The organism is Ralstonia chuxiongensis (genome assembly GCF_024158925.1).
Taxonomy (GTDB): Bacteria; Pseudomonadota; Gammaproteobacteria; order Burkholderiales; family Burkholderiaceae; genus Ralstonia; species Ralstonia chuxiongensis.
The window spans coordinates 755,377-778,023 of record NZ_JAMYWC010000002.1 but is presented as its reverse complement, the minus strand read 5'-3'; the positions used below and the strand labels follow the sequence as shown (position 1 = coordinate 778,023).

Annotated in this window: 25 protein-coding genes and 1 other RNA gene; 12 read left to right on the top strand and 14 right to left on the bottom strand. The window is 63.9% G+C overall.

What is annotated here, in order from left to right:
* The first annotated feature begins 1 nt into the window (after nucleotide 1).
* The 9 genes from NKG59_RS08320 (at nucleotide 2) to NKG59_RS08280 (ending at nucleotide 8,850) form a co-directional block, all read left to right on the top strand.
* Entirely contained in the window at nucleotides 2–1,285 is a 1,284-nt protein-coding gene (locus tag NKG59_RS08320) for an NAD(P)/FAD-dependent oxidoreductase (protein WP_253536336.1), read from the top strand.
* 195 nt (nucleotides 1,286–1,480) lie between these two features.
* The gene (dusB, locus tag NKG59_RS08315) at nucleotides 1,481–2,548 is read left to right on the top strand and encodes a tRNA dihydrouridine synthase DusB (RefSeq protein ID WP_253536335.1); all 1,068 of its coding nucleotides are present in this window, start codon (nucleotides 1,481–1,483) and stop codon (nucleotides 2,546–2,548) included.
* Nucleotides 2,545–2,778 (top strand): Fis family transcriptional regulator, encoded by a 234-nt coding sequence (locus tag NKG59_RS08310; protein ID WP_045203747.1) that lies wholly within the window; start codon nucleotides 2,545–2,547, stop codon nucleotides 2,776–2,778. The genes dusB and NKG59_RS08310 overlap by 4 nt, the downstream gene beginning before the upstream one ends.
* Nucleotides 2,779–2,874: 96 nt before the next feature.
* A complete protein-coding gene (purH, locus tag NKG59_RS08305; RefSeq protein WP_253536333.1) occupies nucleotides 2,875–4,449 on the top strand; it encodes a bifunctional phosphoribosylaminoimidazolecarboxamide formyltransferase/IMP cyclohydrolase in 1,575 nt (524 codons plus the stop codon).
* A gap of 83 nt (nucleotides 4,450–4,532) precedes the next feature.
* Complete coding sequence (ruvC, locus tag NKG59_RS08300) at nucleotides 4,533–5,078, top strand: crossover junction endodeoxyribonuclease RuvC (protein WP_092973250.1); 546 nt, start codon at nucleotides 4,533–4,535, stop codon at nucleotides 5,076–5,078.
* A gap of 78 nt (nucleotides 5,079–5,156) precedes the next feature.
* Entirely contained in the window at nucleotides 5,157–6,290 is a 1,134-nt protein-coding gene (locus NKG59_RS08295) for a glycerophosphodiester phosphodiesterase (protein ID WP_253536331.1), read from the top strand.
* Nucleotides 6,291–6,390: 100 nt separating this feature from the next.
* Nucleotides 6,391–6,972, top strand: coding sequence for a Holliday junction branch migration protein RuvA (gene ruvA, locus NKG59_RS08290; protein WP_253536329.1), 582 nt, complete (start codon nucleotides 6,391–6,393; stop codon nucleotides 6,970–6,972).
* Nucleotides 6,973–7,036: 64 nt separating this feature from the next.
* On the top strand, nucleotides 7,037–8,110 hold the full coding sequence (gene ruvB / locus NKG59_RS08285) for a Holliday junction branch migration DNA helicase RuvB (RefSeq protein WP_253536327.1): 1,074 nt from the start codon (nucleotides 7,037–7,039) through the stop codon (nucleotides 8,108–8,110).
* A 23-nt stretch (nucleotides 8,111–8,133) separates the two neighbouring features.
* On the top strand, nucleotides 8,134–8,850 hold the full coding sequence (locus NKG59_RS08280) for a queuosine precursor transporter (RefSeq protein WP_253536325.1): 717 nt from the start codon (nucleotides 8,134–8,136) through the stop codon (nucleotides 8,848–8,850).
* On the opposite strand, the gene NKG59_RS08275 is transcribed toward NKG59_RS08280, so the two are convergent.
* Genes NKG59_RS08275 through tyrS form a run of 3 tightly spaced genes read right to left on the bottom strand, consistent with a single transcriptional unit; the run spans nucleotide 8,847 to nucleotide 11,321 of the window.
* On the bottom strand, nucleotides 8,847–9,527 hold the full coding sequence (locus NKG59_RS08275; RefSeq protein WP_253536323.1) for a histidine phosphatase family protein: 681 nt from the start codon (nucleotides 9,525–9,527) through the stop codon (nucleotides 8,847–8,849). The two genes, NKG59_RS08280 and NKG59_RS08275, sit on opposite strands and share 4 nt — an antisense overlap.
* 19 nt (nucleotides 9,528–9,546) lie before the next feature.
* Complete coding sequence (dtd, locus tag NKG59_RS08270) at nucleotides 9,547–10,059, bottom strand: D-aminoacyl-tRNA deacylase (protein WP_253536321.1); 513 nt, start codon at nucleotides 10,057–10,059, stop codon at nucleotides 9,547–9,549.
* Nucleotides 10,056–11,321, bottom strand: a complete 1,266-nt coding sequence (gene tyrS / locus NKG59_RS08265; protein WP_253536311.1) for a tyrosine--tRNA ligase — start codon at nucleotides 11,319–11,321, stop codon at nucleotides 10,056–10,058. Before tyrS ends, dtd begins: the two co-directional genes overlap by 4 nt.
* A gap of 175 nt (nucleotides 11,322–11,496) precedes the next feature.
* Between tyrS and NKG59_RS08260 the strand changes: the two genes are divergently transcribed.
* The gene (locus NKG59_RS08260; RefSeq protein ID WP_253536309.1) at nucleotides 11,497–12,651 is read left to right on the top strand and encodes an anhydro-N-acetylmuramic acid kinase; all 1,155 of its coding nucleotides are present in this window, start codon (nucleotides 11,497–11,499) and stop codon (nucleotides 12,649–12,651) included.
* 66 nt (nucleotides 12,652–12,717) lie between these two features.
* On the opposite strand, the gene erpA is transcribed toward NKG59_RS08260, so the two are convergent.
* The 5 genes from erpA to rplM form a co-directional block, all read right to left on the bottom strand.
* Entirely contained in the window at nucleotides 12,718–13,092 is a 375-nt protein-coding gene (erpA, locus tag NKG59_RS08255; RefSeq protein WP_004633183.1) for an iron-sulfur cluster insertion protein ErpA, read from the bottom strand.
* A 127-nt stretch (nucleotides 13,093–13,219) separates the two neighbouring features.
* The gene (locus tag NKG59_RS08250) at nucleotides 13,220–13,624 is read right to left on the bottom strand and encodes a bactofilin family protein (RefSeq protein ID WP_253536307.1); all 405 of its coding nucleotides are present in this window, start codon (nucleotides 13,622–13,624) and stop codon (nucleotides 13,220–13,222) included.
* Nucleotides 13,625–13,667: 43 nt separating this feature from the next.
* Complete coding sequence (locus tag NKG59_RS08245; protein WP_045203756.1) at nucleotides 13,668–14,423, bottom strand: DUF6776 family protein; 756 nt, start codon at nucleotides 14,421–14,423, stop codon at nucleotides 13,668–13,670.
* A 231-nt stretch (nucleotides 14,424–14,654) separates the two neighbouring features.
* Nucleotides 14,655–15,047, bottom strand: a complete 393-nt coding sequence (rpsI, locus tag NKG59_RS08240; protein ID WP_004633190.1) for a 30S ribosomal protein S9 — start codon at nucleotides 15,045–15,047, stop codon at nucleotides 14,655–14,657.
* A gap of 12 nt (nucleotides 15,048–15,059) precedes the next feature.
* Complete coding sequence (gene rplM / locus NKG59_RS08235; protein WP_009239122.1) at nucleotides 15,060–15,488, bottom strand: 50S ribosomal protein L13; 429 nt, start codon at nucleotides 15,486–15,488, stop codon at nucleotides 15,060–15,062.
* 702 nt (nucleotides 15,489–16,190) lie between these two features.
* Here rplM and NKG59_RS08230 point away from each other — a divergent pair.
* Nucleotides 16,191–16,637, top strand: a complete 447-nt coding sequence (locus NKG59_RS08230; RefSeq protein ID WP_004633197.1) for an OsmC family protein — start codon at nucleotides 16,191–16,193, stop codon at nucleotides 16,635–16,637.
* Between the two features lies 1 nt (nucleotide 16,638).
* Here NKG59_RS08230 and rnpB read toward each other — a convergent pair.
* The 4 genes from rnpB to NKG59_RS08210 all read right to left on the bottom strand — a co-directional run bounded on the left by rnpB (nucleotide 16,639) and on the right by NKG59_RS08210 (nucleotide 20,165).
* Nucleotides 16,639–16,980, bottom strand: an RNA gene (gene rnpB / locus NKG59_RS08225) — RNase P RNA component class A.
* A gap of 13 nt (nucleotides 16,981–16,993) precedes the next feature.
* Nucleotides 16,994–17,797, bottom strand: coding sequence for a DUF3025 domain-containing protein (locus tag NKG59_RS08220; RefSeq protein ID WP_253536305.1), 804 nt, complete (start codon nucleotides 17,795–17,797; stop codon nucleotides 16,994–16,996).
* Nucleotide 17,798: 1 nt separating this feature from the next.
* Nucleotides 17,799–18,833 carry a dihydroorotase gene (pyrC, locus tag NKG59_RS08215; protein ID WP_024976641.1) on the bottom strand — a complete coding sequence of 345 codons (1,035 nt, stop codon included), beginning with the start codon at nucleotides 18,831–18,833 and terminating at the stop codon, nucleotides 17,799–17,801.
* Nucleotides 18,834–18,866: 33 nt separating this feature from the next.
* Complete coding sequence (locus NKG59_RS08210; protein WP_253536303.1) at nucleotides 18,867–20,165, bottom strand: glycerate kinase type-2 family protein; 1,299 nt, start codon at nucleotides 20,163–20,165, stop codon at nucleotides 18,867–18,869.
* Between the two features lie 158 nt (nucleotides 20,166–20,323).
* Between NKG59_RS08210 and NKG59_RS08205 the strand changes: the two genes are divergently transcribed.
* Nucleotides 20,324–21,154 (top strand): class II glutamine amidotransferase, encoded by an 831-nt coding sequence (locus NKG59_RS08205; RefSeq protein WP_045203830.1) that lies wholly within the window; start codon nucleotides 20,324–20,326, stop codon nucleotides 21,152–21,154.
* Nucleotides 21,155–21,219: 65 nt separating this feature from the next.
* Here NKG59_RS08205 and NKG59_RS08200 read toward each other — a convergent pair whose 3' ends face one another.
* Nucleotides 21,220–21,954 carry an amino acid ABC transporter ATP-binding protein gene (locus NKG59_RS08200; protein WP_004633206.1) on the bottom strand — a complete coding sequence of 245 codons (735 nt, stop codon included), beginning with the start codon at nucleotides 21,952–21,954 and terminating at the stop codon, nucleotides 21,220–21,222.
* Nucleotides 21,951–22,634, bottom strand: a complete 684-nt coding sequence (gene gltK, locus NKG59_RS08195) for a glutamate/aspartate ABC transporter permease GltK (RefSeq protein ID WP_253536301.1) — start codon at nucleotides 22,632–22,634, stop codon at nucleotides 21,951–21,953. The genes NKG59_RS08200 and gltK overlap by 4 nt, the downstream gene beginning before the upstream one ends.
* Nucleotides 22,635–22,647 lie beyond the last annotated feature (13 nt).

The window sequence follows — 22,647 nt, the reverse complement described above, 5'->3', positions numbered from 1 at the left end:
CGTGGCGACTCCCGAAGTCAGCACTGCGGGCGATCGCCAACAGATCACCGTGGTGGGCGCCGGCATTGTCGGCACAGCGTGCGCACTGCAACTGCAACGTGAAGGCCATCAGGTCACGTTGCTCGATCAGGCTGGCATTGGCGAAGGCTGCTCGTTCGGCAACGCCGGCTGCCTGAGCGTGGCGTCGGTCGTGCCGATGGCGCTGCCGGGCATGCTCAAGCAGGTGCCCAAATGGCTGGCCGATCCGATGGGTCCGCTAACGGTGCGTTGGCCCTATCTACCACGCGCGCTGCCTTGGCTGCTGCAATGGGTGCTCGCAGGCAATGAGGCGCAGGCCCGTGCGACTGCGCAGCCGCTGGCGAGTCTTTTCAGCGCGACTTTTCCCGGTTATCGCGACCTGCTCGACGCTGCGCAATACGACAGCCTGATCCGCCAGAGCGGGCATTTGTATGTTTGGCGCACACTGGCGCGCTCCTCCGGCGATGTGCTGGCGCAATCCATTCGCGATGCCACCGGCGTACGCTCGCAAGCCCTGAGCGCCGGTGAAGCCCGCGAGCTGGAGCCCGCATTGGCTGCCGACATCCAATCCGGTCTGCTGCTGCCCGACAACGGCTTCACGATCAACCCGGAACGGCTCGTGAAGACGCTGGCGGCTAACTTTGCGGCGGCGGGTGGCACTTTCCTGCGCCGCAAGGTGTTGGACGTGGAATTCGGCCGAAGCGACTACGGCGGCCCGACTCGACTGCACACTGATTGCGGCACGCTGCCCGTGTTGAAGCTCGTGCTGTGCGCCGGTGCGTGGTCGATGCGGCTGGGAGCCAAGCTCACCAGCATCCGCATCCCGCTCGACACCGAACGCGGCTATCACGCCACGCTGCGCGCCCCCACCGTGCAGCCTTCGCGGCCGATCATGGATTGCGAGCGCAAGTTCATCGCCACGCCCATGGAAGGCGGCTTGCGCATTGCCGGCACCGTGGAAATCGGCGGACTGGACGCGCCGCCCGACTACCGCCGCGCGCGCATCCTCATGCAGCAGGGCCAGCAGCTCTTCCCCGGCCTCAGCTTCACGGACGACAGCCAGTGGATGGGGCATCGCCCCTCGCTACCCGACAGCCTGCCGGTGATCGACCGCTCCGAGCGCTACCGCAACGTGTTCTTCGCGTTCGGGCACGGCCACCTTGGCATGACGGGCGCGCCGGGCACCGCCCGACTCATCGCCGATCTGGTCAACGGGCGCCGGCCCTTCATCGACGCCCGCGCCTACGGCCTGCAACGGTTCCGATAACGCCAGCCGCGGCAAGAACTGCGCCACCGACCGCACTGCCGCATAGTTTGTGCACAACATTTAGGCAATCCGACGGTTTGGCGGTAAAATCTCGTCCTCGCATTTTTCACACCCGTCGCTCCGCCCGGTCATCATTCGACTCTGGGCGGAAGGGGTGATTTTTCGTTTCTTTCAGCCGCTTCTTCCTCGCCAGCCTTGCAGATCGGACCGCATACCCTCCGCAACAACCTGTTCGTCGCCCCCATGGCGGGCGTGACGGACCGCCCGTTCCGTCAGCTGTGCAAACGGCTGGGCGCGGGCTACGCGGTGTCCGAGATGGTCGCGTCCAACGCGCAGTTGTGGAAAAGCGAGAAGACGATGCGGCGCGCCAACCACACGGGCGAGGTCGAGCCGATCGCCGTGCAGATTGCCGGCGCCGAGCCGATGATGATGGCCGAGGCCGCGCGCTACAACGTCGATCGCGGCGCGCAGATCATCGACATCAACATGGGCTGCCCGGCCAAGAAGGTGTGCAACGTGGCCGCCGGCTCTGCGCTGCTGCAGAACGAGCCGCTGGTCCAGCGCATTGTCGAGGCCGTAGTGGGCGCAGTCGGCGATCGCGTGCCTGTGACGCTGAAGATCCGCACCGGGTGGGACCGCGAACACCGCAACGCATTGAGCGTGGCGCGCATTGCGCAGGACGCCGGCATCAGCATGCTGACCGTGCACGGCCGCACGCGTGCCGATCTTTATCACGGTGATGCTGAATACGAGACCATCGCCGCGGTGAAGGCGTCGGTACGCATTCCGGTGGTGGCCAACGGCGATATCACCACGCCGGCCAAGGCCAGGCACGTGCTTGCCGTGACCGGCGCCGACGCCATCATGATCGGCCGCGCGGCGCAGGGGCGTCCGTGGCTGTTCCGTGAGATTTCCCACTTCCTGCAAACCGGCACGCTGCTGCCCGCGCCGGAAGTGGAAGAGATTCGCGGCATCATGAATGCGCATCTGGAAGAGCACTACGCGTTCTATGGCGAATACACCGGCGTGCGCACCGCACGCAAGCACATCGCCTGGTACACGCGCGGGTTGGCGGGGGCCAACCTGTTCCGCCACCGCATGAACACCATCGAAGACACTGCGGCCCAGTTGGCCGCCGTCAACGCGTTCTTCGACGAGCAGCGTGCGCTGTCCGACCGCCTGGTCTACGAAGATCAGGCCACCGGTGGCGGCCACCCCACGACGGGCAACAACGACAATAACAAGGAACTGCTTGCCGCATGAGCCGCAATCCGATCGAACGTTGCATCCGCGACAGCCTGGATGCGTATTACCGTGACCTGGACGGGGAGAACCCGTCCAATGTCTACGACATGGTGCTGCAGGCCATTGAACGGCCGCTGCTGGAAACCGTGATGGCATGGGCTTCCAACAACCAGTCGCAGGCGGCCGACTACCTCGGCATCAACCGCAACACGCTGCGCAAGAAGTTGCAGCAGCACGGCCTCATCTGAGGTCGCAGGCCGGCCTTTGAACCGATTTCCTTTCTGACGGCGCCTCCTGCCAACTCGGCAAACTCAGCGCCACACCCGCCCACCGGCGTTTCCACCATGATCCAGCAAGCCCTGCTTTCCGTTTCCGACAAGACCGGCATCGTCGACTTTGCCCGTGCCCTGCACGAGCGCGGCGTCAAGCTTCTCTCCACCGGCGGTACCGCCAAGCTGCTCGCCGAGTCCGGCCTGCCCGTGACGGAAGTGGCGGACTACACGGGCTTTCCGGAAATGCTCGACGGCCGCGTCAAGACGCTGCACCCGAAGGTGCACGGCGGCATCCTGGCCCGCCGCGACCTGCCCGAACACATGGCCGCGCTGGCCGAGCACAGCATCCCGACCATCGACCTGCTGGTGGTGAACCTGTACCCGTTCCAGCAAACCGTGGCCAAGGACGAATGCTTGCTGGCCGACGCCATCGAAAACATCGACATTGGCGGCCCGACCATGCTGCGCTCGGCTGCCAAGAACCACCGTGATGTGACGGTCATCGTTGACCCGGCCGACTACGCCACCGTGCTGGCCGAAATGCAGGCCAACAACAACACGGTTGGCTACGAGACCAACTTCATGCTGGCCAAGAAGGTGTTCGCGCACACCGCGCAGTACGACGGCGCCATCACCAACTACCTGACGAGCCTGGGCGCCGACAAGTCGCACAGCACGCGCAGCGCTTATCCGCAAACGCTGAACCTGGCCTTCGAGAAGGTGCAGGAAATGCGCTACGGCGAGAACCCGCACCAATCTGCCGCTTTCTACCGCGACCTCAAGGCCACGGACGGCGCGCTGGCAGCCTACAAGCAACTGCAGGGCAAGGAGCTGTCGTACAACAACATCGCCGACGCCGATGCCGCGTGGGAATGCGTGAAGTCGTTCGACCCGGCCAAGGGCGCGGCATGCGTGATCATCAAGCACGCCAACCCGTGCGGCGTGGCCATCGGGGGTACCGCGCAAGAAGCGTATGAGAAGGCCTTCAAGACAGACTCGACCTCGGCCTTCGGCGGCATCATCGCCTTCAATGTGCCGCTGGATGAAGCAGCCGCACAGGTGGTGGCCAAGCAGTTCGTGGAAGTGCTGATCGCTCCGGGCTTCTCGGAAGGCGCACGTGCCGTGTTCGCAGGCAAGCAGAACGTCCGCGTGCTCGAAATTCCGCTGGGCAAGGGCGTGAACGCGTACGACTTCAAGCGCGTTGGCGGCGGCCTGCTGGTGCAGAGCCCGGATGCCAAGAACGTGCAGCCGAGCGAGCTGCGCGTGGTCACCAAGCGCCACCCGACGCCGAAGGAAATGGACGACCTCATGTTTGCCTGGCGCGTCGCCAAGTTCGTCAAGTCCAACGCCATCGTGTTCTGCGGCGGCGGCATGACGCTGGGCGTGGGCGCCGGCCAGATGAGCCGCGTGGATTCCGCACGCATCGCCAGCATCAAGGCGCAGAACGCGGGCCTGACGCTGGCCGGTTCGGCCGTGGCATCAGATGCGTTCTTCCCGTTCCGCGACGGCCTGGACGTGGTGGTCGATGCGGGCGCCTCGTGCGTGATCCAGCCGGGCGGCTCGGTGCGCGACGATGAAGTGATCGCCGCCGCCGATGAGCGCAACGTGGCGATGATCTTCACGGGCACCCGACACTTCCGCCACTAAACGGCACGGTCGTTCGACCGATCAGCGGGGCAGGGCGTAGACTGGCGCCTGCCCCGTTTTTCTTTTCTGCTCAGCTCCATTTCATGCGCATCCTCGGCATCGACCCCGGCCTTCGCACCACGGGTTTCGGCGTGCTCGAACGGCACGGCCACAAGCTCGTCTACGTGGCCTCGGGCACGATCAAGAGCAACGGCAATGCTGATCTGCCCAGTCGTCTGAAGACGCTGTACGACGGCGTCTCTGAACTGGTGAGCACATATCGGCCCGACTGCGCTTCCATCGAAAAGGTGTTCGTCAACGTCAACCCGCAATCGACGCTGCTGCTAGGCCAGGCCCGCGGCGCGGTGATCTGCGGCCTGATGAGCGGCGACCTGCCCGTGTTCGAATACACCGCGCTGCAATTGAAGCAGGCCGTGGTTGGCTACGGCCGCGCCAACAAGGATCAGGTGCAGGAAATGGTCGTGCGCTTGCTCAACCTCGAGGGCAAACCCGGGGCAGATGCATCCGACGCGCTGGGCGTGGCAATCTGCCATGCGCACGGCGGCGAGACGCTGGCCGCCATGGCCGGGCTGGCGCCGCAGCTTGCGCAAAAGGGGTTGCGCGTGCGGCGCGGGCGCCTCGTGGGCTGACAGGATTCTTAAAGACGTCGGGTAGCTGCACGCATACACGGCGACTACCATGCGGGTATCCGTCTTCAGGAGACCCCGATGCTGCGCAGTCTCATCCTGCTGAGCCCGTTCGTCTTGAGTGCCTCCCTGGCCTTGTCGGCCTGCCGGCTGGAGTACAACCACGGTGGCGGTGGCAACACCACGCCCATCGCCACCGTCCAGGTGATCGGCCACCGCGGTGCGCCTGCGTTGCGGCCTGAGCACACGCTGGCCTCGTACCAGAAGGCCATCGACGACGGCGCGGACATCATCGAGCCGGATCTCGTATCCACCAAAGACGGCGTGCTGGTTGCGCGTCACGAGAACGAAATCTCCGGCACGACCAACGTGGCCGACGTTGCAGCGTTTGCCGGCCGCAAGACCACCAAGACGATCGATGGCCAGAGCGTCACGGGCTGGTTCACCGAAGACTTCACGCTGGGTGAACTGAAAACGCTGCGCGCACGCGAGCGCATCCCGAGCATCCGCCCCGACAACGTCGCATACAACGACCAGTTCGACATCCCCACGCTCGACGAGATCATCGCGCTGGCGCGTGACCAATCCGCCAAGCTCGGCCGCAACATCGGCATCTATCCGGAGACGAAACACCCGACGTACTTCCAGTCGATCGGCCTGCCGCTGGAAGACAGGTTGATCGACGGCCTGCGCCGTGACGCCTTCACGGCCAGCCGCACGACGGTCTACATCCAGTCGTTCGAAGTGGCCAATCTCAAGGCCATTCGGAACAAGATCGGCAGCAGCCAGCCGAACTGGAAACTCGTGCAGCTGATGGGCACATCGACCCGACAGCCCTACGACTTTGTGGTCGCCAAAGACAGCCGCACCTTCGGCGACATGATGACCAGCCAGGGGATGCGCGACATCGCCGCGTATGCCAACGGTGTCGGCCCTGACAAGAGCAGCATCATGGGCCTGGATGCGAACGGCCGACTCACCGATCCGACCGACCTGATCCGCAACGCGCACAACGCCGGGCTGGTCGTCCACCCGTACACGTTCCGCCCCGAGAACACCTTTTTGCCGCCGTCGCTGCGCAGCGGTGCCGACAACACGCGCAACGTCAACGGCTCGATTACGGAGATCCAGGCGTTCCTGCGCGCGGGCGTTGACGGCTTCTTCACCGACGATCCTGCCGTTGGGCGGCAAGCCGTGTCGACCTTCAAACGCTAGTCTTCGCGCATCGGAACCGTAGCGAGCGGCCGAGCCTGGATCGGGCCGCGCAGTAGGTTTCGGCTACACTGCGTCCCGCTTTGGAGGAGGAACCCCACCCATGATCGGACGCATCGCCGGGACGCTGATCGAAAAGAACCCGCCGCACCTGCTGGTCGATTGCCACGGCGTCGGCTATGAGATCGACGTGCCGATGAGCACGTTCTACAACCTCCCCGCCACCGGCGAGAAGGTCGTCCTGCTCACCCAGCAGATCGTGCGCGAGGATGCGCACCTGCTCTACGGTTTCGGCACCGCCGACGAACGCGAAACCTTCCGCCAGCTCATCAAGATTTCCGGCATCGGCGCCCGCATCGCGCTGGCGGTGTTGTCGGGCATGTCAGTGGCCGAACTCGCGCAGGCCGTCACGCTGCAGGAAGCCGGGCGGCTGACGCGCATTCCAGGCATTGGCAAGAAAACGGCCGAGCGCCTGCTGCTCGAACTCAAGGGCAAGCTTGGCGCCGACCTGGGCGCAGTGCCGGGCGGCCCGGCTGTGTCGGACGACGCGGTCGACGTGCTCAACGCCCTGCTGGCGCTGGGGTACTCCGACAAGGAAGCGGCGCTCGCCATCAAGCAAGTGCCGGCCGGTACGGGCGTCTCCGAAGGCATCAAGCTGGCGCTCAAGGCGCTCTCCAAGGGCTGACGCCCGAGGCGCGGCGAAACGGTAGAATGGCCTGCTCGCGCCGTCCCGGCGCCGTCTGCCCGTCATGATCGAAACCGACAAGCTCGCCGCCAAGGCTGTCTCTGCTGAGCGCATCATCTCAGCCTCCCCCGCCTCCCCCAACGAGGAGGCGTTCGAGCGCGCGCTGCGCCCTAAGTTGCTCGACGAATACGTCGGCCAGGAAAAGGTGCGCGGCCAGCTCGACATCTTCATGACCGCGGCCAAGAACCGCAGGGAAGCGCTGGACCACGTGCTGCTGTTCGGCCCGCCTGGCCTGGGCAAGACGACGCTGGCGCACATCATTGCGCGCGAGATGGGTGTCAACCTGCGCCAGACTTCCGGCCCGGTGCTGGAGCGCCCGGGTGACCTGGCTGCGCTGCTCACGAACCTCGAAGCCAACGACGTCCTCTTCATCGACGAGATTCACCGGCTCTCGCCCGTGGTGGAGGAAATCCTGTACCCGGCGCTGGAGGACTACCAGATCGACATCATGATCGGCGAGGGCCCGGCGGCGCGCTCGGTCAAGCTCGATCTGCAGCCGTTCACGCTGGTGGGCGCCACCACCCGCGCCGGCATGCTGACCAATCCGCTGCGCGACCGTTTCGGTATCGTTGCGCGGCTGGAGTTCTATACGCCTGCTGAGCTGGCAAAGATCGTCATGCGCTCGTCGGGCCTGCTGAACGCCCACATCGTCGACGAGGGCGCGCTAGAAATCGCCAAGCGCTCGCGCGGAACGCCGCGTATCGCCAACCGCCTGCTGCGCCGCGTGCGCGACTATGCCGAGGTGAAGGCCGATGGTGTCATTACCCGCGAGGTGGCCGACGCCGCGCTGGCCATGCTCGACGTGGATGCGGTCGGCTTCGACCTGATGGATCGCAGGCTGCTCGAAGCGATCCTGCACAAGTTCAACGGCGGCCCGGTCGGCATCGACAATCTGGCGGCTGCCATCGGCGAGGAGCGCGACACGATCGAGGACGTGCTTGAGCCCTACCTGATCCAGCAAGGCTACCTGCAGCGCACCCCACGTGGTCGTATCGCCACGGCTTCGGCGTACCAGCACTTCGGGCTGGGCGCCCCCAAGAGCGGCCCCGTACGCGATCTCTGGGACGACAACCAATAAACGCCCACCCGGGCCGCCCCGACATGTCCGCCGCCCCGCATCACCCGAACCGCACGTTCCGCTACTACGACTTCGTCATGGCAGCCTTTGTCACGGTGCTGCTGTGCTCGAACCTGATCGGCGCGGCCAAGGCGGCGCAAGTCACACTGCCGATCATCGGGCCGGTCACGTTTGGCGCCGGCGTGCTGTTCTTCCCAATCTCGTACATCTTTGGCGACATCCTCACCGAGGTGTACGGCTACGGGCGCGACCGGCGCGTGGTGTGGGCGGGCTTTGCCGCACTGATCTTCGCGTCGTTCATGTCGCTGGTCGTGCTGGCGCTACCAGTAGCGCCATTCATGGCGGACTACCAGAAGAGCCTGAACGACGTGTTCGGCAACACGCCCCGCATCGTCGCCGGGTCGCTCATCGCGTTTTGGTGCGGCAGCTTTGCCAACAGCTACACGCTGGCGAAGATGAAGATCGCGACGGAAGGAAAATGGCTGTGGACGCGCCTTATCGGGTCCACGGTGGTGGGCGAGGCAGTGGATTCTTCGCTGTTCTACGTGATCGCCTTCTACGGGATCTGGCCCCACCAGCAGGTGCTTCGCGTGGCCATCGCGCAATACATCCTCAAGACCGGCTGGGAAGTCGTGGCGACGCCCCTCACGTACCGGGTCGTCGCCTTCCTCAAACGCGTCGAGCACGAAGACTATTACGACCGCGACACCGACTTCACGCCGTTCCGGCTGAAGGTTTAGGGAACGCGGCGGTCCACCTCGTCGAGCACCAGCAAATCCAGGTGCGCGACATCCCCCCATTGCAGTACGGTCAGTTGATGACCATCGGATGAAAGCCGGTTGATGCTCGCGTTGCGCAGCTCATGCTGACGCGGCTCGGTGAGCGTCATGGCGTTGGCCTGGCGATACAGGCAATCGAGTACGCCGCCGTGGCTGACCAGTGCGATGCGCTCGCCGGGGTGGCGACGGATCAGGCGAAGCGCGGTCTCGACTGCACGTTCGTGGAATTCAGTCAGCGTCTCGCCGCCAGGCGGGGCGAACTCGGGCACGCGGTTTTGCCAGGCATCAAAGTCGGCTGGATGCTGTGCGGCGACTTCAGCATAGGTCAGGCCTTCAAACTCGCCGTAGCAGCGCTCGCGCAAACCGGCGTCGTCGCGCACGGTCACACCCAATTCATCTGCCAGGGCCTGCGCCGTCTGCCTGGCGCGCGACAGATCGCTCGCATAGACCGCATCGAACCGCTCGCGAGCCAACGCCTTGCCCAGCTGCGCCGCTTGCTCCAGCCCTTGCGTGTTCAGCGGCACGTCGAGCTGGCCTTGCAGACGGCGTTCACGGTTCCAGTCGGTCTCGCCGTGGCGGATGAGCACGATGTGGGTGATCTGCGGCATCGGCAGAGGGACAGCGGCGGCGCGTGGCATCACAGGGTTCCCGAACGAATCAGACAGATTTGGCCGCTTCCGGCGCGGCCGCTTTTGCGGCGGGCGGAGCGGCTTGCGGCGCCACCTGCAACCAGAACGTGACCGGACCATCGTTGACGAGCGACACCTTCATGTCGGCGCCAAACTCGCCGGTGGCCACGATGGGGTGCTGCGCACGGGCGCGCGCCACGAAGTGTTCGTACAGGCGGCGGCCATCTTCCGGCGCAGCAGCGGGCGTGAAGCTCGGCCGCGTGCCGGACTTGGTATCGGCCGCCAGCGTGAACTGCGATACCACCAGCAAGCCGCCGGCCTGCCCGTTGCCGCCGATGTTGCGCACGGGCAGGTTCATCTTGCCCTGCGCGTCGGAGAACACGCGGTAGTTGAGCAGCTTCTCCAGCAGACGATCGGCCTCGGCGGTGGTGTCACCGCGTTCGGCACAGACAAGCGCGAGCAGGCCCGGGCCGATCTCGCCGACAACGCGGCCGCCCACACGGACAGCCGCTTCAGACACACGCTGGATCAGTCCAATCACTTCAGCACCACGCGCGCGAAGCGACGCTTGCCGACCTGCATCACGAACGTCCCGGCATCCACCTTCAGGCCCTTGTCGCTGACGACGGTGCCGTCGATCTTCACGCCGCCCTGCTCGATATTGCGGTTGGCGTCCGACGTGGACGGGCAGAGGCCAGCCTGCTTGAGCAGTTGCGCAATGCCCAGCGGCGCGCCCGCCAGCTCGATCTGCGGAATATCGTCCGGCACACCGCCGCGTGCGCGGTGGTTGAAGTCTTCCAGCGCGCGTTCAGCATCGGCCTGGCTGTGGAAGCGGGCGACGATCTCCTGCGCCAGCAGCACCTTGCAATCGCGCGGGTTGCGGCCCAGCGCGATCTCCGCCTTCATCATGTCGATCTCGGCCAGCGGGCGGAACGACAGCAGCGTGTAGTACGTCCACATCAGGTCGTCGGAGATGCTCATCAGCTTGCCGAACATCTCGTTCGGCGCCTCGCTGATACCGACGTAGTTGCCCTTGGACTTGGACATCTTCTCCACGCCGTCCAGGCCCACCAGCAACGGCATCGTCAAGATGCACTGCGGCTCCTGACCGTATTCCTTCTGCAATTCGCGGCCGACCAGCAGGTTGAATTTCTGATCGGTGCCGCCGAGTTCCAGGTCGGACTTGAGCGCGACCGAGTCGTAGCCCTGCATCAGCGGGTAGAGGAATTCGTGCACCGAAATCGGCACGCCGGCCTTGAAGCGCTTGGTGAAATCGTCGCGCTCCATCATGCGGGCGACGGTGTACTTGGCGGCAAGCTGGATGATGCCGCGCGCGCCCAGCGGGTCGCACCATTCACTGTTGTAGCGAATTTCGGTCTTGCTCGGATCCAGCACCATGCTGGCCTGGCGGTAATAAGTCTGCGCGTTGGCCTCGATCTGCTCGCGCGTGAGCGGCGGGCGCGTGGCATTGCGGCCAGACGGGTCACCGATCGTCGAGGTGAAATCGCCAATCAGGAAAATCACCTGGTGCCCCAGGTCCTGCAACTGGCGCATCTTGTTGAGCACCACGGTGTGGCCGATGTGAATGTCAGGCGCCGTCGGGTCCAGGCCCAGCTTGATGCGCAGCGGCACGCCGGTCGCGGCGCTCTTGGCCAGCTTCTGTTCCCATTCGGCAGCAATCAACAGTTCGTCGCAGCCGCGCAGCGACACTTCCATTGCGTGCGCCACCTCCGGGGTAATCGGATACCTGGGTTTGGCCGGCGTGGCGTTATCGGAGGCGGCGGAAGTGTCAGGTGCAGTCATGGCAAAAAGAAAGGTAACCGCGCCGCAAATGGAAAACGGCGCGAACGAATCAACAATCGGGGAAACGGTGCGTGCACGATGGCCGACATCGATTGAAACGTGCCGGCCGCGCAATCCCGGGATTTTACCGTGATGTGCCCGTTTGGCCCGCCATTGCGCTGGTAAGCTGTCGCGCATGAGCCATCCCAACCACACCGCACGCTCCACCGATCGCTACATCGGCTTGATGTCGGGCACCAGCCTGGACGGCGTCGATGGCGTGCTGGCGGACTTTTCCGGCGAACACCCGGCCGTCCTCGCCGACGCCTACGTGCCCTTCTCGCCCGAACTGCGCCAGCGCTTTCTTGACCTGCAACACGCCGGCCCCGACGAGATCCATCGCGAGGCCCTGGCAGCCAACGCGCTGGCCATGGTCTACGCCGACTGCGTTGCCCAACTGCTTGCTGCCGCCGGCTTGGCCGCCCGCGACGTACAAGCCATCGGCGCCCATGGGCAGACGATTCGCCACCAGCCCGGCACGCACGATGGCCTCGGCTACACGCGCCAAACCCAGCACCCGGCGGTGTTGGCTGAGCGTACCGGCATCGACGTCATTGCCGATTTTCGCAGTCGCGACATCGCCGCCGGCGGCCAAGGCGCGCCTCTGGTACCGGCACTGCATCGGGCGCTGTTCGGCCTGCCCGATGCATGGCGCGTGGTCTGCAACATTGGAGGCATCGCCAACCTCACCGTCTTGCCGCCGCAAGCCTCCGACGCACGCGACGCCGTACTCGGCTTCGACTGCGGCCCCGGCAACGCGCTGATGGATTACTGGGTTCACACGCACCGCGATACCCGCTACGACACAGACGGCGCCTGGGCCCGCACCGGACGCATCGACGAAACGCTCCTCGCGCGTCTGAAGGCCGAGCCGTTCTTTGCAGCGCTGCCGCCCAAGAGCACCGGCCGCGACCTGTTCAACCCAGCGTGGCTGCAACAAACTCTCGGCGATGCGTTGAACACCGCCCGCCCCGCAGATGTTCAAGCGACGCTGCTCGCCCTCACCGCCGACACTATCACCGATGCCATGCGTGCCCATGCGCCGCAGGCGGCGTCACTGCTGGTCTGCGGTGGCGGCGCCCGCAATGGCGCGCTCATGGCACGTATCGCGCAGCAATTGCCGGGCGTGCGAGTCGCTCCGACAGATGACTTCGGCATGCCCGCGCATCAGGTGGAGGCGCTCGCTTTCGCATGGCTCGCGCGCCAGTGCGTGCTCCGCGCCCACGGCAATCTGCACACCGCGACCGGCGCATCGGGCGGTCGCATCCTCGGCGCGATCTACCCCGCTTGAGCACACAATCTGCAGGCAACAAAAAAGCGCACCGAAGTGCGCTTTTTCATTTACAGCGATGCGGCGTCAGACCGAGAACGACGAGCCGCAACCACACGTGGTCGAAGCATTCGGGTTCTTGATGACGAACTGCGCGCCGTTGATGTCTTCCTTGTAGTCGATCTCGGCGCCCACCAGGTACTGGTAGCTCATCGAGTCGATCAAGAGCGAGACGCCATTCTTGGTCATGGTCGTATCGTCTTCGTTGGTCTCTTCGTCAAAGGTGAAGCCGTACTGGAAGCCCGAGCACCCGCCGCCTTGCACGAACACGCGCAGCTTCAACTCCGGGTTGCCTTCTTCTTCAATCAGTTGCTTGACCTTGTCCGCAGCGCTGTCGGTAAAGACCAGCGGAGCCGGAACCTCGTTCACATCGGGCGTGGCTGCCTGGGCGACTGCGTTCATGAAAATCTCCTGTGGGAACGTCTGAAACTTGCCTGTATTTTAAGCGCAAGCTGCAAATCGTGCCGAAGCCCCGCGTTTCAAGTGGGCAATTGTGCGGTGCGCCAGCAACGGCCAGCGCGCGATGTGATCAATCCTGATTGGATGCCAGCTTCAGATTGGGCAGCAACTTCACATCGCTAGGCGCCGCGTGCATCAACGTGCCCATGACGACGGCGCCTTGGTGCATTTCCAACGCCGCATATTGCACATTGCCCTCAATGCGCGCCTTCGGCTGCAACTCAAGCAGCTCCGCCACATGCACGGGGCCAACCACGGTGCCATTCAGGATCAGATGCCCGACGTGCACCTCGCCCTCGACGCGAGCGCTATCGGTAATCACCAGCATGCTGGGCTTGTCCGGATCGCCGTAGATGTTGCCGCTGATCTCGCCGTCGATCCGCAGACCGCCCGAGAAGCGCAGATTCCCTTCCAGTTTGGTGTGAGCCCCCAGCAGCGTTTCAATCGCCAGCCCTTTCTTTTTGCCAAACAGCATCGTCGACTCCTCTGTGTACGGATCCTCGACAGGACAATGCCCGTCAGATGGAAAAACTCTGGCTCGCTTTGATCTTGCCGTTCTGCAGCACTTTCACCATCACCGATTGCACCGTGGTGCCGGGGGGCACGTCTACCCAGCCCTCAAGGCGCTGGTAGTGCGTGAGCTTGACGCGGGCGCTGGTAACGGGTGATCCGCTGGCCGCCGTTCCCGGGAAATCGATCGTAGCAGCTTTGCCACCCTGCACCACGTTCAGCGTAAGCGCCAGTTGCCCCTCGAATTCGGAGACCGGCGCGAACGCCTTTCCGCCGCCTTGCATCAGCAGAACGCGGAACCGCATGCGTGTCGGCTGCGCCTCGTCCGGCGCGATGCGGAAGCTGCGCACGTAAATACCAGCGGAATTGGTAGGTGCGGGCAACAGGCTGTCAAAGAAGGCTAGGTCCTCTTTCAACTGCGCGTTTTCGGTTTCCAGCGCCTTGAGTTGCTCAGCCATCTGCGCTTGCGCGCCTTCGGCAATACCCAGCCGGGCATCCACGGTGCCCGCGGACGCGGAAAGCTTGTCTCGCTCGGCCTGCACGGCGGCCAACTTGGCGGTCAGCTCGCGGTTCATGGCGCGCAAATCGGCGTCGTGCGGCCCCGTCAGGCGGCGCCCTTCTTCGAAGGCCCACAGCGCCGCAGCCGCCGCAAGCCCAAATACCACGGCAATCAACAAAATCGTTACCGGCCAAGGCAGACGCGAACGCACCGTGACGTTCGGGGCGAGCACGGAAGCGCGACGCAACAAGCGACGCGCCTTCATGCGCGCGCCTCCCGACCCGCCTTGCGGATCAGAATCGGATTAGGAGAAACAGCGGATTGCATCATACGGGCCGAACGCTAACGAAATGTGAATTGTAGTCTCGCGGACATGTCGGAGCTGTTGCAAAGGGTAAGCAAGGCGCCGAAAAGATCACACCGTTTGGTTCGAACCCTCAAAAACAAAAAACCACACCCGAGGGTGTGGTTCTTTGCTGAAGCAGCAGGAAGCGGATTAACGCTTCGAGAACTGCTTGGCGCGGCGGGCCTTGCGCAGACCGACCTTCTTACGCTCGACTTCACGTGCATCGCGCGTCACCAGACCGGCCTTCGACAGGGCGGGCTTGAGCGTTGCATCGTAATCGATCAGGGCGCGAGTAATGCCGTGACGCACGGCACCGGCTTGGCCGGTTTCACCGCCGCCGACCACGTTCACCTTGATGTCGAACGTAGCTGCGTGGTTGGTCAGTTCCAGCGGCTGACGCACGATCATCAGCGAGGTTTCACGAGCGAAGTACTCGTTGATGGCCTTGCCGTTGACGATGATGTCGCCCTTGCCGGACTTGATGAAGACACGTGCCACAGCGCTCTTGCGGCGGCCGGTGCCATAGTTCCAGTTTCCGATCATGGATTAGGCCCCTTAGATTTCCAGCGCTTTCGGCTGCTGAGCTTCGTGCGGATGCGAGCCTTCGGCGTAAACCTTCAGCTTCTTGATCATCGCGTAGCCCAGCGGACCCTTCGGCAGCATGCCCTTCACAGCCTTCTCCAGGGCGCGGCCCGGGAAACGCTGCTGCATCTTGCCAAACGTCGTTTCGTAGATACCGCCCGGGTAACCCGAGTGGCGATAGTACTTCTTGTCGGTCGTCTTGGCGCCCGTCACACGCAGCTTGGCTGCGTTAATGACGATGATGAAATCGCCGGTATCGACGTGCGGAGTGAATTCGGGCTTGTGCTTGCCGCGCAGTCGGTGTGCCACTTCGCTGGCGACACGCCCGAGGACCTTGTCCGTCGCGTCAATCACGTACCAATCGCGCTTCACCTCATGGGGCTTTGCGGAAAAGGTCTTCATGATTTTTCCAAATATTGAGTCAGTGCCCGAGTGGACCCGTATCGCGCTGAGAACTTGCGTTCAAACTGCTCACGAACGGATCGTCTTGCGGACGCCTGCGCAACCCCATGCGAGGTCATCGCCGGCCCGCCTTCCCGCTTGTTGGTGCGGGCTCTCTAAATTTCTCTTTTCCGCGGGCAATCCGGAAAAGATTTCGATTGTACCTCGCACAGACTCCTTGACACAAGGAAAAAGGTGCGCATGGGTCCTGCAGGCGAAAAAAAACCCAAGCCATCAAGCTTGGGTTTGAATCCACCAAAGGAGGAGGGTGGAGGAGACACCTGCTGATCGTTGACTTGGTGGGTTGCACCGCATCAGCCGATCCAATGGTGCAAATTATACCCATTTCTGGGGCACGCGCAAGGAAATTTGCACTACGAAATCGCATTTCGTAATGCGGAAAGAAAATCACGGGGCAATAAATGGTGATATCCATTTATAAATCAGCCACTTACAATCCTTCTGCACTCAGCCACCTGCTGTTCACTAGAGACATTCCTCGAATTTCGGCGCAATTTCGGTGCAAAAAGAATGGGTTGCACCTTTTCGCCCGGGTATCACTGTCAAGCCGCGTTCACCCTAGGGCGCCAACGCGCGCGAGGGCTGGTGGCTACAATGTGGCTTTTCGTCGGCGATGGTCGACCCTCTGCACAAGGATTGGACATGGATTGCACAGTGAGCTGGACTGGCCCGGATGGCATGGCCTTTTTGGCGGAAACCGGCAGCGGCCATCTCGTCACGATGGATGGCGCGCCCGACGGCGGCGGCCGCAACCTCGCACCACGCCCGATGGAAATGGTCTTGCTGGGCACCGGTGGCTGCACCGCTTATGACGTGGTGCTGATCCTCAAGCGAGGCCGCCAGGACGTGCAAGGCTGCAGCGTCAAGCTGCATGCCGACCGCGCCGAGACCGACCCGAAGGTTTTCACGCGCATCCACTTCACCTTCACGGTGACGGGGCGCAACCTGAAGCGGGAAACGGTGGAACGGGCTGTGCAGCTTTCGCACGAGAAGTACTGCTCGGCGTCGATCATGCTGGCCAAGACGGCCGAGATCACGCACTCGCTGGAACTGGTGGATCTGGCCACGCAGCCGACGGCATCGGAATAAGACGCGAAGCGGACCGATAAGCCGGATTCTGTGCGCCGCATGGCCGAAGCCAGCGGCGTGACAACCATTCCTCTAGACCGGCTGTTGCCAGCCGGCTCAAGCTCCCTACCCGCAGACTCAGCGAGCCGCTTCATCGCCTGCTTACTTGGGATTGCTCCGGGTGGAGGTTACCGCGTTTCACCCTTCGCCCTGACCGAAGCCGGGGCGAAGACTCGTCTCTGTGGCCCTATTCCGCACGTCACCGTGGATGGTCATTAGCCATCACCCTGCTCTATGGAGTCCGGACTTTCCTCCCCTTCCACTCGCACGAGGCGGCGGAAGCAGCGGTTGTCTGATCCGCTTCGCGAGGCGCGAGTCTAGCACTGTTCGGGTATAAATCGCCGCCGGCCCGGGCGAAAGACGGTCGTATCCAGATAGAAGCCGGCGTCCTCATTGGCATCGCACCAACCGGGGATACCCATGACGGGCAACGGACGGAAATTGCTGGGCGCCAGATCGACGTGCAAAAGCATCTCTGCCAGCGCGGCATCGAGCGAGGGACGATCCGCTGGTAACGCAGCCACGTGCAGCGGCCAAGCATGCGCAGTGATCGACTTGTACGGTGCAACTAGCTTTTCCAGCAGCGCATGGCCGAACGGCAGAACGGCGCAGGTTGCGCCCCACGCTGCCCTGCCCTCGACGAACAAGCCGTGCCAATCGAACCCGGTCAGGCTTCGCTCCGGCGCCTCTTCGGTGTGCAGGAAGATCAGGGCGTTTTCGTCGAACAGCGTGGCGGCATCGCGCACGGTGCCGCGTGCCGCGCCAATCCCGTCCCGCGTAATTGCCCGCGCCTGGCGCGCATTGAGCGCCGCCTTGGCAAGCGGCCAATGCAGCCAGATCAGTGCGTTGAAGAAATCGTGGAGATTGTCCCGCGTCGGCACCTCGCCGGTGGCGGCGACGTGCGCTTCGTAAGCGGTACCGGCAGGCAGGGCATCTTGCGGGATGAAGCGCAGAGCATGATCGCCGGAGGTGCGGATTGCCCGTGCGGCCGGATGCGCGTTCAGTGCGTCTCGAAGATCGGCGCCGCCCTCAATCGCGCGCGCAATTGCGACGCCGACCGCTGCCAGCGGTGCGAACGCCGGATGGCTCCAGTCGATCGCACGCAAACATTCAAGCGCCAAGTCAGACGGATTTCCAGCGCAGCATCTCGCCGCCGCGCAGTGGCACCAGCGTCTGCTCACCGAACGGGACTTCGGCGGGAAGCTGCCATTGCGAGCGCGTAAGCGTGAGCGTGCCGGCGTTGCGTGGCAGACCGTAGAAGTCCGGCCCGTGCAGGCTCGCGAAGCCTTCAAGCTTGTCGAGCGCGTTGGCGTCTTCAAAGGCCTCGGCGTACAGCTCCATGGCGTGCAGCGCGGTGTAGCAGCCGGCGCACCCGCAGGCGTGTTCCTTCACACCCTTGGCGTGCGGCGCGCTGTCGGTACCAAGGAAGAACCGGGGGTGGCCCGAGGTCGCCGCGGCCACCAGCGCCAGGCGGTGCGTTTCACGCTTGAGCACCGGCAGGCAGTAATAATGCGGGCGGATGCCGCCGACAAACAGTGCGTTGCGGTTGTACAGCAGGTGGTGCGCGGTGATGGTCGCGCCAACCGGGCCCTCCGCATCGCGCACGTATTCGGCAGCGTGCTTGGTCGTGATGTGCTCGAACACGACCTTCAGCGCCGGGAAGTCGCGGCGCAGCGGCAGCATCACCGTGTCGATGAAGACAGCCTCGCGGTCGAAGATGTCGACGGTCGGGTCAGTCACCTCGCCGTGCACGAGCAGCGGCATGCCGACTTCCTGCATGGCTTCGAGCGTCTTGGCGCAGCGGCGCAGGTCGGTGACGCCGGCATCGCTGTTGGTGGTGGCGCCGGCCGGGTACAGCTTCACGCCGTGGATGAAACCGCTGGCGCGGGCCTCACGAATGACGTCGGGCGAGGTGTTATCGGTCAGGTACAGCGTCATCAGTGGCTCGAACTGCGTGCCGGCTGGCAACGCGGCGAGAATACGCTCGCGGTAGGCGCGTGCCTGCGCAGTCGTGGTCACCGGCGGCTTGAGGTTGGGCATGATGATCGCCCGGCCGAACTGGCGTGCGGTATCGCCCACCACATCTGCGAGGGCATCGCCATCGCGCAGGTGCAGGTGCCAGTCATCGGGGCGGACGATCGTAAGAGTGTCGGTCATGGTGCGTGCAGAAACGGTCAGCAAAAACGTGAATCAGAGAATCAGGATGACGCGGTAGTCATTGACGTTGGTGCGCGTCGGGCCGGTAACGATCAGGTCATCGGCAGCGGCAAAGAAACCGTAGGCGTCGTGTGCGTCGAGCGCGGCGCGGGCGGCGATGCCCTTGGCGGCGGCGCGGGCGATGGAGTCGGGGTCAAGCAGCGCACCCGCATTGTCCTCCGATCCGTCGATGCCGTCTGTATCGGCGGCGAGCGCATAGACATCATCCATGTCCTCGAGCGTGACGCCGAGCGAGAGCAGGAACTCCGCGCAGCGCCCGCCGCGGCCGCCGGTCAGGCCCGGTGGAATCGTCACCGTGCATTCGCCGCCGGAGATCAGTGCCACCGGCGCCACAAACGGCGTGCCGTGCTGGCGCACCTGCCGCGCCAGCGCCCCATATACCTGGGCGACCTCGCGCGCCTCGCCGGTCACCGTGTCGCCGAGGATGGCCGTGTGGATACCGCGCGCCGCAAAGACCTGCGCACCGGCCTGGAGGCTCTGTTGCGCGGTGGCAATGACGTGATTGGTCACGCGTGCAAAGCAGGCGTCGCCGGGCTTGGGCGTTTCGGCAATCTCGCCGCGTACTCCACATTCCAGGTGTGCGCGCACGGTATCTGGCATCTGGGCGCCCCAGCGTTTCAGGATGCCAAGCGCATCGGCGTAGGTGCTCGCATCTGGCACGGTCGGGCCGCTCGCGATGGCGCTCGGGTCGTCGCCAGCCACGTCGGAAACAATCAGCGTTGTGGCCGGCGCGTGTGATGCGGCGGCAAGGCGCCCGCCTTGAATGCGCGACAGATGCTTGCGCACGATGTTCATGTCGGTAATGGGCGCACCGCAGCGCAGCAGCTCGCGCGTCACGGCTTTCAGATCGGACATCGGGATGCCCTCGGCAGGCAGCGACAGCAGGCTGGAGCCTCCGCCGGAGACGAGCACAATCAGGCGGTCGTTCTCGGTGAGCGCGCAGACGCGATCCAGGATTTCCCGCGCGGCTTGTTCGCCGGCCTCGTCCGGCACCGGGTGCCCTGCTTCAATGACGCGGATGTGCTCGGTCGGCAACCCATGCGCATAGCGCGTGACGACCAGTCCCTCGACCTGCGCGCGGCCGGCATAGGCCTGCTCGACAGCCAGCGCCATCGATGCAGCTGCCTTGCCGGCGCCGACCACCAGCGTCTTGCCGCCGGCATGCGGCGGCGGGAGGAAGTCAGCGACGATCTTGAGCGGGTCGGCCGCGCCCACGGCGGCGGCATAGCTCTCCAGCAGGAGGGCGCGGGCGGCAGTGCGGTCGAGCTTCATGGGAATGGCTTCCGGTTAAGGCAATCTGGAGGCGGTGGCGTGCGGCATGTGCGCAACGCCCGGCCCCCAGGCGCGGCGCCGTGAAGACGAAGGCGCTTGGCACCCCCGGCGGCCGGCAGGATAATGATCATTTTATTGCATCCGACTTTTCCCCCACCATGTGCCAGCTGCTGGGCATGAACTGCGCTGAACCGACCGATGTGACGTTCTCGTTCACGGGGTTCGCTGCGCGCGGTGGCGTGACCGACCACCATGCCGACGGCTTCGGCGTCGCCTTCTTCGAAGACAAGGCGTGCCGCCTGTTCATCGACAACCAGTCTGCCGGCACCTCGCCGGTGGCGGATCTGGTCAAGCGTTACCCGATCAAGTCCAAGAACGTCATCTCGCACATCCGCAAGGCGACGCAGGGCACGGTGCGACTGGAAAACTGCCACCCCTTCATGCGTGAGCTGTGGGGCAGGCACTGGATCTTCGCCCACAACGGCGACCTGAAGAACTTCTCGCCGTTCCTCTCGGGCGTCTATCAGCCCGTGGGCGATACCGACAGCGAGCTCGCCTTCTGTTTCATCATGCAGGCGCTGCGCAAGCGCTTTCCGGGTTCGCAGCCGCCGCTCAACGAGCTGTTCTACGCGCTTTCCGACATCACCAAGGAAATCACCCGCTACGGCGTGTTCAATTTCTTGCTGTGCAACGGGCAGGCCCAGTTCGCGCATTGCTCGACGCGGCTGTATTACATCGTGCGGCAGTGGCCGTTCTCGACGGCGCATTTGATCGACGCCGACATGACAATCGACTTCGCCAAATACACGACGCCTGCCGACCGCGTGGCTGTCATCGCCACCGCGCCGCTCACCGACAACGAAGTCTGGACGCAATTCGTGCCGGGCGAGCTGCTGATGTTCGAATCGGGCCAGGCCACGATGGCCACCAAGGTGCCGATTCCGGAAGCCGTGCAGATCGCCAACGCAGCCAACACCGCCTGCACCTGACGCCGCATCGCCCATAAAAAAAGCCGCTCTCGAAAGAGCGGCTTTTTGCTGCCGGGAACCGTCGATCAATGCGACAGGATCTTCGACAGGAACTGCTTGGCACGATCGGAACGAGCGTCGATGTTGCCGAAGAACTCTTCCTTCTCGCAGTCTTCAACGATGCGGCCCTGGTCCATGAAGATCACGCGGTTGGCAACCTTGCGAGCGAAGCCCATTTCGTGGGTCACGCACATCATGGTCATACCTTCCTTGGCCAGTTCCACCATCACGTCGAGCACTTCGTTGACCATTTCCGGGTCCAGCGCTGAGGTCGGCTCGTCGAACAGCATGCAGATCGGGTCCATCGACAGCGCGCGTGCGATTGCCACGCGCTGCTGCTGACCGCCCGACAGTTGGCCCGGGTACTTGGCAGCGTGCGCCTTCAGGCCCACGCGGTCCAGATACTTCAGGCCCTTGGCCATGGCTTCCTCTTTCGAGCGGCCCAGCACCTTTTGCTGCGCGATCGTCAGATTCTCGGTAATCGACAGGTGTGGAAACAGCTCGAAGTTCTGGAACACCATGCCCACGCGCGAACGCAGCTTCGGCAGGTTCGTACCCTTGGCGCCCACCGAAGTGCCGTCAACGAAGATCTCGCCCTTCTGGAACGGTTCCAGCGCATTGACGGTCTTGATGAGTGTGGACTTGCCCGAACCCGACGGGCCGCACACCACCACCACTTCGCTCTTCTTCACGCTGGTGGTGCAGTCGGTCAGCACCTGGAAGCTGCCGTACCACTTGGAAACGTTCTTGATCTCGATCATTGGGTCACCTTCTTCTGAAGTCGCTTCACCAGCACGGAGGCGCCGAAGCAGATCACGAAATAGCACAAGCCGGCAAACAGCAGCAGCTCGACGATACGGCCGTCGCGCTCACCGATGTTGTATGCCTGCGTAAAGAAGTCCGACAGCGCGCTCACATACACCAGCGACGTATCCTGGAACAAGACGATGGCCTGGGTGAGCAACAGCGGAATCATGTTGCGAAATGCCTGCGGCAGGACCACCAAGCGCATGGCCTGGCCATACGTCATGCCCATCGCATAGGCCGCGAACATCTGCCCGCGCGACACGCTCTGGATACCGGCGCGGATGATCTCCGAGTAATACGCCGCTTCAAACAGCGCGAAAGCGACCAGCGCAGACATCATGCGCATGTCGGTTGCCGGCGACAGATCGAAGATCTTCTGCAGCAACTGCGGCACGATCAGGAAAAACCACAGCAGCACCATCACCAGCGGGATGGACCGGAAGAGGTTCACGTACGCCTGCCCGAACCACTGCAGCGGTTTGATGCCGGAGAGGCGCATCATCGCGAGCAGCGTGCCCCACACGATGCCGACCACGATGGCCGTGCCCGTGATCTGGAGCGAGAGGACCATCCCCTCGCCGAGCACGCGCATGTTGTCGACGTTGATGGACGAGAAATCGAATTGATAAGCCATGAAGAGTCCTCGC